General features: G+C 74.2%; 1 protein-coding gene. It reads right to left on the bottom strand.

Features of this window, described 5'->3' with window-relative positions; genetic code table 11:
* Positions 1–20: 20 nt before the first annotated feature.
* Positions 21–17957 (bottom strand): non-ribosomal peptide synthetase, encoded by a 17937-nt coding sequence (locus G474_RS23215; RefSeq protein WP_026686154.1) that lies wholly within the window; start codon positions 17955–17957, stop codon positions 21–23.
* Positions 17958–17971 lie beyond the last annotated feature (14 nt).

Below are 17971 nucleotides of genomic sequence, written 5' to 3'. Positions count from 1 at the left end.
CAAGTAGGCAGAACAGGGCTTCATTTGGCGAACAGGCTCCCGTCCCCCAGGCAGGTGGACAGCAGTTCCGCCAGCCGGGCCACCTGGGGCGGCTGCAGCAGGCCGTAGTGGTCCCCGGGCAGCTCCCGCACCGTCAGGGCGCCCTGGACCAGCGGGCCCCAGCCGCGCCGGGCGTCTTCGGGGCTGGCGCCGGCGCAGGCCAGCAGGGTGACGGGACCCGGACAGGGGGCGGGCCGGTAGCCGGCCAGGGCCTCCCGGTGGGCCCGGAAGACGTCCAGCAGCAGGGCCAGTTCGGCCGGGTCCAGGGCCACGGGGGCGCTGGACTGCCCTCCCCCGTCCTGGCCCGGTTTCAAGTCCGGCTTCAAGTCCAACTCCTGGGCCAGCTCCTGCCTCAACCCCGCCTCATCCAGTTCCGGCAGCAGACCCAGGCGGGCCAGCAGGGCCGGCGGATAACTGTCGATCAGGACCAGGGCCGCCACCTCTTCCCCGGCCGCCCGCAACTGGGCGGCCATCTCGAAGGCGAGCACCCCGCCCATGGACCAACCGGCCAGGTGGTAAGGCCCCCGGGGCTGGACCTGGCGCAAGGCCTCCAGCAGCGGCGCCGCCAGGGCGGCCATGGTCCGGGCCGGCTGGGCCCCGCCCAGGGCCGGGGACTGCAGCCCATACACGGGCCGCTTGCCGTTCAGGAGGCCGGCCAGGGCCCGGTAGCAGCCGACGCCGCCGCCCAGGGGATGGATGCAGAACAGGGGCGGCCGCTGTCCCCCTTCCTTGAGCCGCAGCAGGGGCGACACCGGCCCCCCGGGCGCCGGGGCCCGCAGCAGGGCCGCCTGCTGCCCCAGGGAGGGTGCCGCCAGCAGGGCGCCCATGCTCAGCTCCCGGCCGAATTCCCGGCGCACCTCGCCCATCAGGCGCAGCACCAGCAGGGAGTGGCCGCCGCAGAGGAAGAAATCGTCCGTCGCCGCCACCTGCGCCCGGCCCAGGAGCCGGCCCCAGATTTCCGCCAGCCGGGCTTCGATGGGGTCATCATGAACCAGGGCCGGCGCGCTCCCGGCCCCCGGGGGCGGCAGGGCCTGCCGGTCCAGCTTGCCCCCGGAGGTCAGAGGCAGGCGCTCCAGAAACAGGTAGTCGGCGGGGGCCATGGCCAGGGGCAGGCGTTCCGCCACCCAGCGGCGCAGCCCGGCCTCATCCAGGGGACTGCCGGCCACGTAAGCCACCAGGCGGGCATCTCCGTCCGCCCCGGGCAGGGCCAGGACCGCCACCTCGCCGACCCCGGCCTGACCCAGCACCGCCTCGATTTCCCCCAGTTCGATGCGGAAGCCGCGGATCTTCACCTGGTGGTCGCCCCGGCCGTGGAAGGCGATCAGCCCCCCGCTGCCGGGAATGAAGCTGGCCAGGTCGCCGCTCCGGTAGACCCGGCCCCCGGGCTCCCAGGGATCGGGAAGGAAGCGTTCCGCCTCCAGCTCCGGCTGGCCCCGGTAGCCCAGGGCCACCCGGGGACCGCCAATGTACAGCTCGCCCCGGACCCCTTCGGGCACGGGCCGGCCGTCCCGGTCCAGGATGTAGACCCAGCCCCCGGGCAGGGGCCGGCCTATGGACAGGGCCGTTTCCCCCGCCCCGGCCTGCACTTCATGGACGGTGGCGGTGATCGTGGTCTCGGTGGGACCGTAGGCATTCAGGAAGCGGGCTCCGGCCAGGGGCCCGCTCTGCCAGAGCTGCAGCAGCTCCCGGGTCAGGGCCTCACCCCCGACGATGAGGAGGCGCGGGCAAGGCAGCGCCACCGGCTCCGCCTGCCAGGCCTGGAGCACGTCGCGCAGGTAGGCGGGCGGCAGGTCGGCAACGCTGACCTGCTGCCGGGACAGCACCCGGGCCAGCTCCCGGGGCGACCAGATGGCGTCGCCGCGCAGCACCAGGCAGGCCCCGGCCGCCAGGGTGGGCAGAATCTGCTCCAGGGCCGCATCCACGTGATGGGCGGCGAACTGCAGCACCCGGTCCGCCGGCTCCAGGCCGTAATGGCCGATCACCGCGGCCGAGTGGCTGGCCAGGGCGGCACGGGACACGAGCACCCCCTTGGGCAGGCCCGTGGAGCCCGAGGTGTGGATCAGGTAGGCAGGCGCCTCCGGCGCCAGCCCGGGCCATTCCCTCCCGGCGGGAGCCGGCTCCAGGCTGCCGGGCCGATCCAGCAGCAGCACCGGCAGCTCATCCACCGGCAGCCGGCCCAGGTGGGCGGCCACGCTCACCACCAGGGCCGGGGCCAGCTGGGCCAGGATCAGGGCCAGACGCTGCTCCGGATAGTCGGCATCCAGGGGGGCCCAGATGGCCCCCATGCGCAGGCAGGCCAGCAGGGTGACGAGGCTCTCGGGGCCGCGCCCCAACAGCACCGCCACCGGCTGCCCCGGGGCCACACCCCAGGCCAGCAGGGTGGCGGCCAGGGCATCGGTCCGCTGCAGCAGCTCCCGGTAGGAAAGCTGCACGACCTCCTGCTCTCCGTCCTGCTCCAGCACCAGGGCCGGGGCATCCGGGTCCTGCCGCCCCCGGGCCAGGATCGCTTCCAGCAGCCCGGGGCCGGGATCGGGCCGGGGCGCCAGGCGGCCGCTCCAGTCCTGCAGCAGCCGGGCGGAGGCGGCCTGGTCCAGCAGCTCCAGCTCCGCCACCGGGGCCTGGGGCCGGTCGCAGACGGTAGCCACCAGGGCCAGGTAATGGTCGATCAGGGCCTCGACCCGCTCCGCCGCGAAATGGCTGCGGTCGAACACCGCCACCAGGCGCAGGCCCGCCCCCTCGCCGTAGAACTCCAGGGCCAGGGGCACATCCCCTTCCTGGCGCAGCCAGGCCAGGTACCGGACCGGGGTGCCGGCCAGGGCGCCCAGGTCGTCCCCAGGCAAAAAGTTCTGCCAGGAATACAGCACTTGGAACGGCGGCCGTCCGCCCCCCTGGGCCAGGGCCGGCGCCAGCCTGGCAAAGGGCCAGGCCCCGTGCCCCAGGGCCTCGCCCATTTCCCCATGGACCCGGGTCAGCACCGCCGCCGCGCTTTCCTCCCCCCGCACCCGGCCGCGCAGCAGCAGCAGGTTGGCGAAGTAGCCCAGGGACTGTTCGAAACGCCGCTCCGGACGGCCCAGGACGGGCATGCCCAGGAGCAGCTCCGGCGCCCCGGTGAGCCGGTACAGGAGGCACTGCAGCACCCCCAGGAAGAAGGCGGACAGGTGGATGCCCAAAGCCTCGGCCTGATCCCGGGCCTGCTCCAGCAGCGCTCCGGGCAGAGGCCGCGCCAGGCTCGCCCCCTGGGGCGGCTGCCCGGCCGGGGGATGCAGCTCACCGGGCAGGTCCAGCACCGGCAGCTCCCCGGCCAGCCGGGCCTGCCAGTAGTCCCGGTCCGCCGCTCCGGCAGGACTCTCCAGGTAAGCCCGCTCCCAGGCCACGAACTCGGAAAAATCCGCCCCGGCCGGGGCGGGCGGCAGGGGCCGGCCGGCGGCCAGTGCCCCGTAGCAGGCCCAGAAATGCCGGCTCAGCAGCCCCGCCGCCAGCCCGTCGAGGACGATGTGGTGCACCAGGATCAGCAGCACCTGGGCCGCCTCCCCCTGGATCAGCTCGAAGCGCAGGGGCGGCCCGGCCTCCAGGTCCAGGGGCTGGCGGGCGCGCCGGGCCAGGGCCTGCTCCAGGCTTTCTCCGGGCGCCGGGGAGAGCCGCTGCAGCAGGGGCCCGGCCGGGACCTGGTGCTGCCAGACGGCCCCCCCGGATTCGTCCCCGGATTCAACGATGCGGCAGGCCAGCAGGGGCCAGGCCGCCAGCAGGGCCTGACAGGCCTGTTCCAGGGCCGGCAGCCGGACGTCCTCAAGCTCGAAGGCCATGGGCAGGTTGTAGACGGGGGAATCCGGATAGAGCTGCTGCCAGCGCCAGAGCCCCTGCTGCCCCTGGGAGAGGGGAAAATCCCCGGGCCCGATCCGGGGCGCCGGCCCTGCCTCTACCCTTGCCCCGGTCTCCGGCATTGCCTCGCCGCCCGCCGGCCCCGGGGGCGGTTGCGGCGGCAGCAGCGCTGCCAGGGCCGCCGCGTGGGAAGCCAGCAAGGCCCGGGTCAGCAGGGCCAGGGAGGGATGTTCGAAGAGCAGGGTGCGGGGCAGGCTGCCCAGGTCCTGCTCCAGGCGCTCGGTGAGCTGCATGGCCAGCACCGAATCCACCCCGTAACGTTCCAGGGCCTGCTCCGGGGCCAGGGCCTCAGGAGCCATGCCCAGGACCTGGGCCAGGTGCCCGGTGAGCCAGGCCAGCACCCGGGCTGCCAGCCCCTCGGCGCCAGGCTCAGGCGGCTGGCCCGGGGCGCTGTCGGGCAGGTCGGCGGAATTGCGCGCCGTCACCGCCGCAGGGACAGGCTCCGAAGCCGGCGCTGGCGCCGCCCCGGCCGGGGCGGCCAGCCCCAGCAGAGCGGCCAGACGCCCGGTCTGGCCGGCCAGGATCAGCACCTGCTCCCCCTGCGCCCGGGCAGCCCAGGCCAGGTCCAGGGCCCGGAAGGCGGCGGCGCTGCGGATGGGTTCGGCCCCGCTGGCCGCCGTCATGGCCTGGATCTGCCGGGCCTCCAGGCGCATGCCGCCGGCTTCCCAGTAGGGCCAGTCCAGGGCCAGGGTGGCGCCCTGGCGCCGGCCTGCGGCCACCTCCCGGTTACGCCAGCCGGCAAAGGCATCGAGCCAGGCATTGGCGCAGGCGTAGTCGGCCTGGCCCGGGTTACCCAGGGCCCCCGAGGCGGAGGCGAAGAGCAGGAAGCACTCCAGGGGGCAGGCGGCGCTGGCCTGATCCAGCTGCCACAGGCCGTCCACCTTGGGTGCCAGGACCGCCGCCAGTTCCGCCCCGTCCTTGCGGAGCAGGAGCTTGTCCCGGGTGATGCCGGCAGCGTGCACGATGCCGTGCAGCGCCCCGGACCTGGCCTCGATCTCCTGCACCAGCCGGCGGCAGGCCCGGGCATCGGTGATGTCCGCCTGGAGGTAGCCGACCTGGCCCGGCAGGGCCGCCAGCCGGGTCTGCAGCGCCGGGGTCGGGGCGGAACGGCCCACCAGCCAGAGCCGGGGCTGACGCACCCGGGCGCAGATGTGTTCGGCCAGCTGCAAGCCTATGCCCCCGGCTCCGCCGCTGATCAGATACACCCCCTGGTCCCGCCAGGGGCCCGGCCCGGCCTCCGGGGCCGCCGCCAGGGGCTGCCAGCCGCGCACCAGGCGGCGTCCCCCCTGGTAGCGCACCTGGAGATCGGCGGCGGCCTGTTCGGCCAGGATCAGCGCCAGGGGATCGGGGCTGCCCGGTTCCAGGGCCAGGAGCTGGCAGCGCAGGCGGGGATGTTCCAGCACGGCGGTGCGCAGCAGGCCGGCCAGCCCTTCTGCCAGGGCGCTGTCCCCGGCCAGGGGCAGCACCACCTGGACCAGGGCGCTGGCCGGGTGCCCGGCCAGGACTTCCTGGAGCAGTTCCAGCAGGGTCTGGGCATAGGCCAGGTAGCGCCGGGGCGGGGTTTCATGGGCCAGGTCCAGCACCCGGCACTGGGCCGGGGCCAGCCGGGCCGCAGCTTCGGCGGCCCAGGGACCGGGCTCCAGCAGCAGCACCCGGCGGCATTCGGGCACCGGAACCTGGTTCGGGACCCCGGCCTGCCACTCCGGCCGACAGAGCAGCAGGCCGCGCTCCTCCGCCTCCCGGACCCCGGGCGGGGTCAGGCCGGGCACCCAGTAGGGCTCCCGGGCAAAGGGATAGCTGGGCAGGCCCAGGGGCGGCGGCAGGGTTCCCCCCCAGAGGGCGCGCCAGTCCACGGCGGCCCCGGTCAGCCAGCGGCGGGCCAGCTCCCCGGCCGGCCCCGGTAGCTGGCCTTGCAGTTGGCCGGCGGCGGAAGGCGCCGCCAGCAGGGCCGCCAGGCCGGCCAGCAGTTCCTCCCTGTTGGCGGCCAGCACCACTGCTCGAGCCTCGAAGGCTTCCCGGCCCAGCTGCAGGGTGCGGGCCGCGGCGGCCAGCTCCCCCTCCTCCAGGCGCTCCAGGGCGGGCAACATGCGCCGCAGCAGCTCACCCAGGCGCTCCGGGTCCCGGGCCGAGAACGGATAGACCCCGGGGTAGGTACCAGGATAGGCCCCGGCGCTCGGATGTGCCGGACGGTATTCCTCGATCAGCAGATGGGCGTTGGCGCCCCCGGCCCCGAAGGAGGACAGGGCCGCCAGCCGGGGCGCGCCGCCGGGCCCCGGGGGCCAGGGCTGCAGCTGCTGCTGAACCACGAAGGGGGTGGCGGCAAAATCGATGTGGGGATTGAGCCGGGCGCTGTGCAGGGAAGGCACCAGCTGCCCGTGGCGCAGCTGCAGCAGCACCTTGGTGAGCCCGGCGATGCCGGCGGCGCTTTCCCCGTGGCCGATGTTGGATTTCACCGAGCCGATGGGACAGCGCCCCGGCTCCAGGTCCCCGTAAGCCCGGCTCAGGGCGGCGATTTCGATGGGGTCCCCGAGGCTGGTGCCGGTGCCATGGGCTTCCACGTAGCCGATCTGGGCCGGCGCCACCCCGGCCCGGGCCAGGGCCCGGCGGATCACCGCTTCCTGGGCCTGGGGATTGGGCACCGCATAGCCATTGGTCTTGCCCCCGTGGTTCAGGGCCGAACTGCGGATCACCCCGAGGATGCGGTCCCCGTCCCGCTCGGCGGCAGCCAGGGGCTTCAGCAGCACCGCCCCCACCCCTTCCCCGGGCACGTAGCCGTCCCCCCCCTGGCCGAAACTCTCGCACCGGCCGGTGCTGGAGGTGAAGCGCCCCTGGGCCAGGGCCAGGTACTTGTTGGGATGCAGGGTCAGGTTCACCCCGCCGGCCAGGGCCAGCTCGCAACTGCCGGCCCGCAGGCTCTCGCAGGCCAGGTGGATGGCCGTGAGGGAGGAGGAGCACATGCTGTCCACGGCCAGGCTGGGACCGTGCAGGTTGCAGAAATAGGAAACCCGGTTGGCGATGGAAGCGGCGCTGCCGGACAGGGCCAGGGGTTCCCCCTGGAGGCTGCGCTCGGCGCCGTAGAGCTGGTACTCCTCGTACATCACCCCGACGAACACGCCGACGCTGGCCCCGGCCAGGGGCGGTTCGGCCCGGGCCAGGCTGGCCCGGGTGTAGCCCGCATCCTCCAGGGTGGCCCAGGCGCACTGGAGGAACAGGCGCTCCTGGGGGTCGAGGTAGCCGGCCTCCCGGGGCGCCATGTTGAAGAACAGGGGATCGAAACCGTCGCAGCCGTCGATGAAGCCGCCCCATTTGCTGTTGGTCCGCCCCGGAGTGCCTCGCACCGGATCGTAGTAGCGGCTGTGGTCCCAGCGGCAGGCGGGCACCTCGGTGATGCAGTCGCGCCCGGCGGCCAGGTTGGCCCAGAAAGCCTCCAGATCGTCGGCCCCCGGGTAGCGCCCGGCCAGGCCGATGATGGCGATGCCCTCCGCCCCGGCCGCCGGAGCGGGGGCGGCCATCGACAGCGCAGCAGCCGGGACGCTGGCCGAGGCCCCGGGCGCCGCCCCGCTCCCGGGCGTGACCAGGGCGGCCAGCCGCTCCCCGTGGGCGCTGACGAAATGCCCGGCCAGGGCGGCCAGGGTCTGATGATCGAAGAACAGGGTGCGCGGCAGGGGGCCGAAATCCTGCTCCAGCCGGTCCGTCAGCCGGTTGATCATGATGGAGTCTATGCCGTAGGCCTCGAGGGCCGCCTCCGGGTCGATGGCGGTCGGGGCCAGGCCCGCCTCCTCGGCCACCAGGGCCGCCAGGAACTGCTCTGCCCCGGCCTGCAGGGCGCCCGCATCCCGGGCGGACGGCGCAGTTTCCCGGCTACCGGCGGGGGCTTTGCCCCCCCGCTCGGCGCCACTGCGCTGCAGGCGCACCGAGAAGCCGCGTACCTGGACGCAGACCCGGCCCGAAGCATCGGCCAGGTCCAGGTCGATGCGGCGCACCGCGCCCTCCCCGGCCGCCAGCCGGCCATGAACCCACAGCCGGGCCGGGGTCGGGTGCAGGAAATTCAGGGTTTCCAGGACGAAGGGCAAGGCCGCCTGGCCTTCCTCCGCCCCCTCCAGGAACAGTCCCATGCAAGCCTGGAAGGCCCCGTCCAGCAGCACCGGATGCAGGGCGAAGCCGCCGCCGGCCACCCCTGCCACTTCAGGCAGCTGCAGCCGGGCCAGGAATTCCCCCTGCCCCAGGGCCAGATCCGCCACCACCCGGAAGGCCGGGCCGTAATCCAGACCCAGGGCCTGGTAACGGGCATAGAGCTGCTCCGGTTCCAGGGCCCCGGGGCAGCGCCGGGCCAGGGCCTCCAGGTCCAGGGCGGGCACTGCCTGCTGGGGCACCCGGGCGCCGACCCGGCCCTGGACGCAGAGGGGCGCCCCGGCGCCGCTACCGCCCAGGAGCCGGAAACCCCGGCCCTCCTCCTGACCGGCCGGGTCCAGCTCCAGGCGCAGGGCGTCGGGCAGCCGGCTGCCCCGCACCGGCTGCAGCCAGACCACCTGCCCCAGGCTCACGGGCCGGGGGGCCTGGGGCCCGGGGTCCAGCAGCTCCCAGGCCTGGCGGGCCAGCTCCACGGCCATGGCCCCGGGCAGCAGGGGCTCACCCCCGACCCGGTGGTCGCGCAGGTAGAAATGCCCGGGGTCCAGGGGCCATAGAGCAGCGCCGTCTGCTGTCGCCACCAGGGCAGGCTCAGCTGCCGCTTGCACCGGGGTGCTGCCGGACTGCCCTGCCGTTCCCGTGCGGCCCGGAGGCAGGCTGCCGGGGGGCACGATGCGGTATTCCTCCCGGGCAAAGGGGTAGCCGGGCAGATGCAGCCGGCGGCCGTCGGGACGCTCCGGCCAGGTCACGGGGGCGCCCCGCACCCAGCGGGCCGCCAGCCCGGCGAGGCTGGAGTCGGCTGCGTCTCCCTCCTCCTGGGCGTTCCCGGCCTTGCCGGCCAGGGCGATGCCGGGACGGCCGGCCAGCCAGTCCTCCAGCCCGGCCTGTAGTTCCTCCAGGCTGGAGACCACCAGGGCCAGGCGCTGCTTCATGGGCTCCCGGCCCACCTGCAGGGTCCAGGCCAGGTCGGCCAGTTCCCCCGCCCCGTAACGGCCCGCACCCAGGGCCTGCGCCAGTTGCCGGGCCTGGTCCCGCAACCGGGCCTCGTCCCGGGCCGAAAGGGGCACCAGGACGGGAACGGTAGCGGCCAGTTCCGCAGCCGGCGGCGCCTCCCAGGCTTCCAGCACCACGTGGGCATTGACCCCGCCGAAACCGAAGCTGCTCACCCCGGCCCGGCGCGGCTGGGGCCGACCGTCCTCGTCCACGGGCGCCGGCCAGGGGCGGCCTTCCCGGACGATGAAGAAGGGACTGGCGTCCAGGTCGATGTAGGGATTGATTTCCTGGCAGTGCAGGCTGGGCACCAGGCGCCCGGCGCGCATCTGCAGCAGCACCTTGATGATGCCGGCCATGCCGGCGGCCAGCTCCAGGTGGCCGATATTGGTCTTCACGGCGCCGATGCCGCACTGGCCCCGGGCCGGCGCCCCCAGCTCCCGGAAGGCGGACTTGAGGGCGTTGATTTCCACCGGGTCCCCCAGGGGGGTGCCGGTGCCATGGGCCTCTAGGTAGCCGGCGCTGGCCGGGTCCACCCCGGCCCGGGTCCAGGCGGCCTGGATCACCTGGGCCTGGGCCGCCGTGTTGGGCGCCGTGAGGGAGTTGGCCCGGCCGCCATGATTGACCGCCGTACCGCGCACCAGGGCGTAGATGGAATCCCCGTCCCGCTGGGCGTCGGAAAGGCGGCGCAGCACGATCATGCCCACCCCCTCGCCCCGGGCGTAGCCGTTGGCCCGGGCCGAGAAGGTGTGGCAGCGGCCGTCCGGGGAGAGCATGCCGGCCTTGGCGAAGTTGATGTGGGCCTCGGGGGTGACGATGGTATTGACGCCCCCCACCACGGCCATGCTGCAGTCGCCGTTCTCCAGGGCCTGGAGTGCCCGGTGCAGGGCCACCAGGGAACTGGAGCAGGCGGTTTCCACCGGCTCGCTGGGACCATGCCAGTCGAGCAGGTAGCTGACCCGGTTGGGGCCCACCGAGGGCACGGCGCCGGTGGCCACGTAGCCTTCACCGCCGGTGTCCTCACCTATCATCTCCCGATAGCCGCTCGAGGAGGTGGCCACGAACAGGCCCACAGCCTGGCCGGCGAAGGAACGAGGGGCGTGGCCCGCATCCTCCAGGGCCTTCCACACATGCTCGATCACCAGCCGCTGCTGGGGGTCCATGAGCTTGGCTTCCCGGGGGGAAATGCCGAAGAACAGGGGATCGAACTCGAACACCCCGTCCATGAAGCCGGCCCAGCGGATGTTGGTCTTGTTGGGCTCCCGCTTCGGGTCCCCGTACACCTGGCGCCAGTCCCAGCGGTCCGGGGGAATCTCGCTGATGCAGTCGCGCCCTGCTTCCAGGTTGTTCCAGAAGTGCTCCAGATCGGGGGCCATGGGGAAACTGCAGCTCACCCCGACGATGGCGATCGGGTCCTGCTCCCGCCCCTGCTCCGGCGCGCCGCGCCAGATTTCCCGGCGCTGCTCGGCGGGCCGGGCGGCCGCAGCGGCCGGCCGGGGCGGCGGCGCGGGCCAGGCTTCCGGGGCCGCAACCGGGGCGGCGGCTGCAAACGGAACGGCAGCCTCAGTGGCCTCAACAGCCCCAGCGGTCCCAGCGGCGAAGGCCGGCAGGCCGGCCACATGCCGGGCCAGACGGCCCAGGGTGGCGAATTCAAAGAAATCCGCCGGGGTCAGGGAGAGGCCCAGGGCCTCGTTGGTGCGGCTGGCAAAGCCGGTCATGGTGATGGAGTCGAAGCCGTATTCCCCCAGCTCCGTGTCGGGCTCCAGGACCTGGGGCTCCACTTCCAGCACCCGGGCGGCGATGGCGGTCAGGGCAGCCAGGGCCCTGGCCTCGGGGGGTTCCCCGGCGGCCGAGGCAAGCGGGGAGACTGCAACGGCCGGAACCGGCCCGGTTTGCGCCGGGGCCGGGGCAAGGGCGGGCTGAGCCGCATCCGGGGCTTGCGGCGCCTGGACCGCGGGCGCGGCCGGCACCTGGGGGCTGTCCGGCGGCAGGGGCCGGGTTTCCACCCACCAGGTCTTGCGGGCAAAGGGGTGACCGGGCAGACAGAGACGGGCCAGGCCGGCCCGTTCCGGGTAGAGCTGGCGCCAGTCCACGGCCAGACCCCGGACCCAGAGCTGGAGCAGGCTGTCGTGCTTGCCCCGGGCCGGCAGGCTGGCCACCGCCCGGCGCATTTCCTCGTCCCCTTCGAGCAGGGCCAGGGTGTCCCGGTGGGGCTTCACCTGGCCCTGGTGCAGGCCCTCCCCGGCCTGCCCGTCGGCAAAGGCCAGCAGGCGTTGGCGCAGTTCCCCGTGGTCCCGGGCGGTGAAGGCCAGGCGATGCTCCAGGGCATCCCGGCCCACCTGCAGGGTCCAGGCCACGGCCTCCAGGGGCATCTCGTCCGCCACGGCGGCGGCCAGCTCCCGGGCGGCCAGGCGCAGCTGCTCCTGGCCTTTGGCCGAGAGCAGGATCAGGGCCGGCCCCGCCTGGGCCGGCAGCGGCGGCCGGGCCCCGGCGGGCAGGTATTCCTGCAGCACCAGATGGGCATTGCTGCCGCCGAAACCGAAGCTGCTCACCCCGGCCCGGCGCGGCAGTTCCTGGCCCTGGGCGTCCCGGGGGCGAGGCCAGTCCCGGGCCTGCTGCACCACCTGGAAGCGGCTGCCGTCCAGTTTCAGGTAGGGGTTCAGGGTGTCGCAGTGGAGGGTGGCGGCAAGCCGGCCATGGGCCATCTGCAGCAGCACCTTGGCCAGGCCGGCGGCGCCCGCCGCCAGCTCCAGGTGGCCGATGTTGGATTTCACCGAGCCCAGGCCGCAGGGCTGGAGCGGCAGGGGGCCCCAGCGGCTTTCGGCCTCCCGCTCCAGGTCGGCAAAGGCGCTTACCAGGGCTTCCACCTCGATGGGGTCCCCCAGGGGAGTGCCGGTGCCGTGGGCTTCCAGGTAGCCCGCCGTGCGCGGGTCCACCCCGGCCTGGCGCCAGGCCTGGCGGATCAGCTCCGCCTGGGCCCGGGGGTTTGGCGCGGTCAGGGAGCTGGCATGCCCCCCGTGGTTCTCGGCGCTGCCCAGGATCACCCCGAGGATGTGGTCCCCGTCCCGCTCCGCCGCCCCCAGGGGCTTGAGCAGCACCAGTCCCACCCCTTCGCCCCGGGCATAGCCGTTGGCGGCAGCGGAAAAAGGCTTGCAGCGCCCGTCCGGGGCCAGCATGCCGGCCTTCTCGAAGCCCACGAAGGCTTCGGGCAGCAGCAGGGTGTTGATGCCCCCGGCGATGGCCGCGTCGCAATCCCCGGCATGCAGGGACTGGACGGCCCGGTGGATGGCCACCAGGGCGCTGGAGCAGGCGGTTTCCACGGCCATGCTGGGACCGTGGAAATTGTAGAAATAGCTGATCCGGTTGGGCCCCAGGGAAGGGGCCAGGGCGGCCATGGAATAGCCTTCCACCCCCTGGCCGGCGGCGGCGCTCAGGCGGCCGTAGCCGGTGTCGGCAGTGCCGATGAACACCCCGGTGCGGGAGCCTGAGAGGCTGCGCGGCCCGTAGCCGGCCCGCTCCAGCAGGCGCCAGCTCTGGGTCAGCAGGAGCCGCTGCTGGGGGTCCATGGCCCGGGCCTCGGGGCCGGAAAGGCCGAAGAAGGCCGGGTCGAATTCCCCCAGGCCGTCGATGAAGCCGCCCCACTTGATCCGGGTGCGCAGCGCCCCCTCGGCCGGGTCCCCCCACCAGGCGCGCCAGTCCCAGCGCTCCGGAGGAATCTCGCTGATGCAGTCGCGCCCGGCGGCCAGGTTTTCCCAGAAGGCCTCCGGGTCCCGGGCCTGGGGAAAGACGCCGGTAAGGCCGATGATGGCCACCGGCTCCCGCCCGGCCGGGCCCGCAGCGGGGGGCGGCGGCAGGGGCCGGCGCAGCACGGCCGGCGCGGCGGGGGGCGCAGTCTCGAGGGCCGCCACGGGCGCCGGTGGGACGGGCGCGGACAACGGCGCGGGCGGGCTGAGCTCCAGCCCCAGGCGGGCGGCGATGGACTCCCCGTGGCGCTCGGCCAGGCCCCGGGCCAGGGCCGCCAGGGTCGGGCAGTCGAAGAACAGGGTGGGCGTGATCTCCAGGCCGAAACGGTCATTGACGGCATTGGCCAGCTGGGTGAAGCCGATGGAGTCGAAGCCGTATTCGCTCAGCTCCACCTCCATTTCCAGATCGGCCCGGTCCACCTTCAGGAGCTGGCTGACCGTATCGGCCAGCTCTTCTTCCAGGCGCCGCAGCAGGACCGGGGAAATGGCCCCATCCGGGGCCGGGGCCCGGGGCTGAGCCAGGGCCAGTACCTGGGGCTGGTTCAGGGCGGCCACCCGGCGCTCCAGACGTTCCCCGTCGCCGGCCAGGACCAACAGGCGGCTCCCCTGGGCCGGGGGCCGGGCCAGGATGTCCAGCCCCGCCCGGGTCTCCAGCAGACCCAGGCCGGTGCTGCGCTGCATCAGTTCCAGGGCGGCCGGGTCCATGCCCATGCCCCCCTCCCGCCACAGGGGCCAGGCGATGGACAGGGTGCGTCCCTGGCAGCGCCCCTGGCGGCGGCGTTCCTCCCGGGCCTCGGCAAAGGCATCCAGGGCAGCGTTGGCGGTGGCGTAATCGGCCTGGCCCGGGTTGCCGAATACCCCGGCCACGGAACTGAAGAGCAGGAAGAAATCCAGGGGCGCCTGCCCCAGGGCCTGATCCAGGGCCTGGGCCCCGAGCACCTTGGGGGCCAGCACCCGGGCCAGGGTGGCGGCATCCTTGTCCGCCAGACGCTGGTCCTGGAGCACCCCGGCCCCATGGCAGACCCCGTCCAGCCGCCCATGCTGTTGCCGCAGCCCTGCCACCAGCCCGGCCACCGCTGCGGCGTCCCCCAGATCCACCTGCCGGTAGGACAGCCGGGCGCCCCGGGCCTGAAGCCCGGCCAGCCAGGCGGCCCGCTCCCCGCTCAGGGGCGAACGGCCGGCCAGCACCAGGGTGATCCCCGGCAGCCGGGCCTGCAGGTCTTCCACCAGCAGCCGGCCCAGGCCCCCGGCCCCGCCGGTGAGCAGATACACCCCGTCCGCCCGCCACAGGTCGGTTCCCTCCCCGGCCGGGCAGGCCTGCCAGAGGGGCTGCCAAAAAGGCTGCAGCCAGCTGCCGGCCTGATGGCGCAGTTCTCCCAGATGGGCCAGCGCCTTGGCCTGGCCCAGGGCTGCCGCCCCCAGGGGGTCGGGACTGCGCAGCAACTGGGGACGCAGCCAGGGATATTCGAGCTGGGCGGTCCGCAACATGCCCCCTAGGCCGGCCAGGGCCTCGGCCTCCCCTTCCAGCACGAGCTGCAGCAGCAGGCTTCCCTCGGGCCGGGGCGCCGCCGCCAAGGCCTGGAGCCGGGCCAGCAGGGCGGCGGCCGCCGTCGTCAGGGCCGTGGCTGGCGTTGCGGCCAGGGCTTCGACTTCCACCCCGGGCAGGGCGGCGGCCAGCTCGGCGAGCCGCTCCGGCCCGGCCCCGGCGGCGAGCAGCAGATGCCGGGCAAACACGGGCGCCGGGGCCGGGACTTCCGTCACCGGAGTCCAGTCCCCCAGATAGCCGCGCACCTGGGCGGCCGGAGCGGCCGCATTCAAAGCGGTGGCCAGGGGACGGGTGGTGAAGCCCCCCAGACGCAGGCGCAGGCCCCCCTGCTCGTCCAGGAGCTCCAGTTCCAGGGAGCGGATGCCGCTGGCGGCAGGCCGGTCAGCCTGCAGCGGGCTGGGGCGCACCCGCACCCACATCCGGGCCGTGCACGGGCCATACATCTCCACCCGATCCAGGGCGAAAGGCAGCGCCGTGCCCGGGGCCTCGCCGGCCGCCAGGGCCATGCCCAGGGTGGCCTGGAAGGCGCCGTCCAGCAGTGAGGGATGCAGGCCGAAGGCCTCCAGCCCGGGCAGGGGCGGGGCCGGCAGCTGCAGTTCCCCGAGCACCCCCGGGGCTTCCCCCGCCGGGCTCAGGGCCAGGCTCACCAGGGCCCGGTGAGCCGGGCCGTAATCGATGCCGATGGCGGAGAAGCGGGCGTAGATTTCCGCCGCTTCCAGACGCCGGGGATGACCGGCCTGCAGGCGGGCGAGCAGCGCTGCCCTGCCCTCTTCCTGCTCCGGCGGCGTCCCGGCGGCGCCCAGGCGAGCCTGGGCGTGCACCCGCCGCTGGCCTTCCGGGTCGCGGCTGGCGAATTCCAGGCGCGGCCAGCCCCCCGGGTCCTCCAGGACGCTGATTTCCAGCACCAGGGGGGCCCGCACTTCCAGGGGCTGCTGCCAGATCACCTGGCGCAGGGCGAAATCTTCCAGGCCCCGGGCCTGGGCCACCCGGCGCCCCAGCTCCAGGTACATCACCCCGGGCAGGACCGGCACGCCCCGGACCCGGTGATGGTCCAGGAAAGCTTCGCTACCCGTCAGGCGCAGGCGGAAAGTGTTGCCCTCCTGCGCCAGTTCCAGCCCGGGAGCGGGAGCCGGCGCGGCCGGGGCCGTCCCTTCCGGCAGCCAGAAGCGGCGGTGCTGAAAGACCTGGGGCGGCAGTTCCAGGCGCCGGGGCCGGCCGGCGGACCAGGCCCGGGCCCAGTCCACGGCAGCGCCCTCCACCCAGCGCCTGGCCAGTTCAGCAGCCGGCTGGGCTGCGGGGTCCAGGGGCGCGGCGCCGCTCCGTTCCCGGGCGGCCTGGCCCCAGTGGTACAGGCTGCCTTCGTCCTGGCCCGCCAGGAAGGCGGCCAGGGCCCGGGCCAGCTGGCCTCCGTCGGCGGCAGGACAGGCCAGGCGCCAGGCCATGGCGTCACGCCCGGTCTGCAGGGTCCAGGCCAGGCGGGCGAAGGTCTCCGGCGCCAGGGGCCGGCGCGCCTCCAGCCAGGCCTGCAGGGCCCGGGCCCCGTCTTCCAGGGCGGCACGGCTGCGGGCCGAGAGGGGGATCACCGGGGTCTGCCCGGCGGCCAGCCGGGGCTCCGGTTCCGGGGCAGGCAGGTATTCCTCCAGCACCAGGTGGGCGTTGGCGCCCCCGGCCCCGAAGGAGCTCAGGGCCGCCCGCCGGGGCAGTTCCCGGCCATCGATGCGGGGCCGGGGCCAGGGCTGCTCTCGCTCCAGCAGCATGAAGGGGCTGCCTTCCAGCGCCAGCAGGGGATTGGGCTGGTCGCAGTGCAGGCTGCGGTAGCGCCGCCCGTCCTGGAGGGCCAGCACCAGCTTGATCAGGCCCGCCACCCCGGCGGCGGTTTCCGCATGGCCGATGTTGGATTTGACCGAGCCCAGGCCGCAGTAGGGCGCGGCCGGGGGCGGCAGCCCCAGGTCCTGGTGACGCTGGGCGAAGGCTTCCTTCAGGCCCTGGACCTCGATGGGGTCCCCCAGCCGGGTGCCAGTGCCGTGGCATTCCACCAGGGTGATGCTGCGCGGGTCCACATCCGCCTGGCGCTGGGCTTCCAGGATCAGGGCGGCCTGGGCCCGGGGATTGGGGGCGGTGAGAGAGCTGGCGGTGCCGCCATGGTTCACCGCCGAACCCCGGATCACCGCCAGGATGGAATCCCCGTCCCGCTCGGCCAGATCCAGCCGCTTGAGCAGCACTGCGCCCACCCCCTCGGCCCGGGCGTAGCCGTCGGCCGCAGCACCGAAGGCCTTGCAGCGGCCATCCCGGCTCAACATGCCCACCTTGGCGAACATCATGTGCTGGGTGGGAGTGAGGATCAGGTTGGAGCCGCCGGCGATGGCCATTTCGCAGCCCTCGTGGCGGATCGCCATGACGCCCCGATGCACCGCCACCAGGGAGCTGGAACAGGCGGTGTCCACCACCTCGCTGGGGCCGTGCACGTCGAACAGGAAGGACAGGCGGTTGGGACAGAACACATGGCCCAGGCCGGTCATCTGCTGGGCTTCCATGATGCCCCGGCGGTTGGCCAGGTCCACGTAATCGAGCAGGTTGATGCCCAGGAAGATGCCCACCCGGCGCCCGGACAGGCTGCCCGGCGCCAGGCCGGCCCGCTCCACCAGCTGCCAGGCGCATTCCAGGAACAGCCGGTGCTGGGGGTCCATCAGTTCCGCTTCCCGGGGAGAAAGCTTGAAGAAGGCCGCGTCGAACTGGTCGTGCCCCTCCAGGAAGCCCCCGTACTTCACGTCGCACCAGGGACCCTGGCGGGGGTCGCCCCAGATCGAGCGCCAGTCCCAGCGTTCCGGCGGAATCTCGCTGATGCAGTCATCCCCCTGGCGCAGGTGCTGGCGGAAGGCCTCCAGGTCGGGGCTGCCGGGGAAACGGCCGGACATGGCGATGATGGCCACCGGAGCCGCCCCCTGCTCCGGCTCGGGTCTGGCCGGGGTGGCTGCAGTCGGGGAAGCAGCACTGGACGGCGCGGCGACGCTCACCTCGCCAGCCGCGGCGGGGCTGACCCGGCGCAGCCCGTGGGGGGCAAGCCAGGCATCGATGGCTGGCCCGGCCCCATCACCCGGAGCGGCGCCAGGCGCCGGGGTGGACGGGACAAACCCGGCAGCGGCGGCAGGGCCGCTTGGCGCCGGGACCGGCGCTGTCGGCAGCGGCCCGTAATGGGCCTCGATGGCGCGGCCATGGCGGGCCCGCAGGATGGCACACAGCTCCTCCAGGTGGCGGGCCTCGAAAAAGGTGGTGGGCGCGATGGAAATACCCAGGCAGCGGGACACCTGGGCCATCAGTTCGGTGATGGCGATGGAGTCGGCCCCGTAGCTGGCCAGGTTTTCCCGGGGGTCGAAGCGTTCCCGGGGCACCCCCAGGGCGGCAATGGCCAGGCGGGTCACGTCTTCTTCCAGCCGCCGGTCCTCGGGGATGGCGGGCTGGGGGGCAGCGGCGGCAGGGGCAACGGCCTCGGGAGCCGGCGCGCCAGCCTCGCTGGCGGCGGCAGCCGGGGGCGGGACAGGACGGCGCCCGGCCGCCCGGCCCATGAGTTCCTGCTCCAGAAGCATGCGCATGCTGTCGCGCAGGCCCTCCCCGGTCTTGTTTTCTGCCGCCATCAGCCGCTCCCCTC

The organism is Azovibrio restrictus DSM 23866 (genome assembly GCF_000429665.1).
GTDB classification, from domain to species: domain Bacteria; phylum Pseudomonadota; class Gammaproteobacteria; order Burkholderiales; family Rhodocyclaceae; genus Azovibrio; species Azovibrio restrictus.
Note: the sequence above shows the minus strand (reverse complement) of the source record. Positions and strands in the feature narration are given on the sequence as shown.

Coding starts and splice junctions, on each gene's coding strand:
- G474_RS23215 (WP_026686154.1), bottom strand. CDS start 17,957: ATGGCGGCAGAAAACAAGACCGGGGAGGGCCTGCGCGACAGCATGCGC.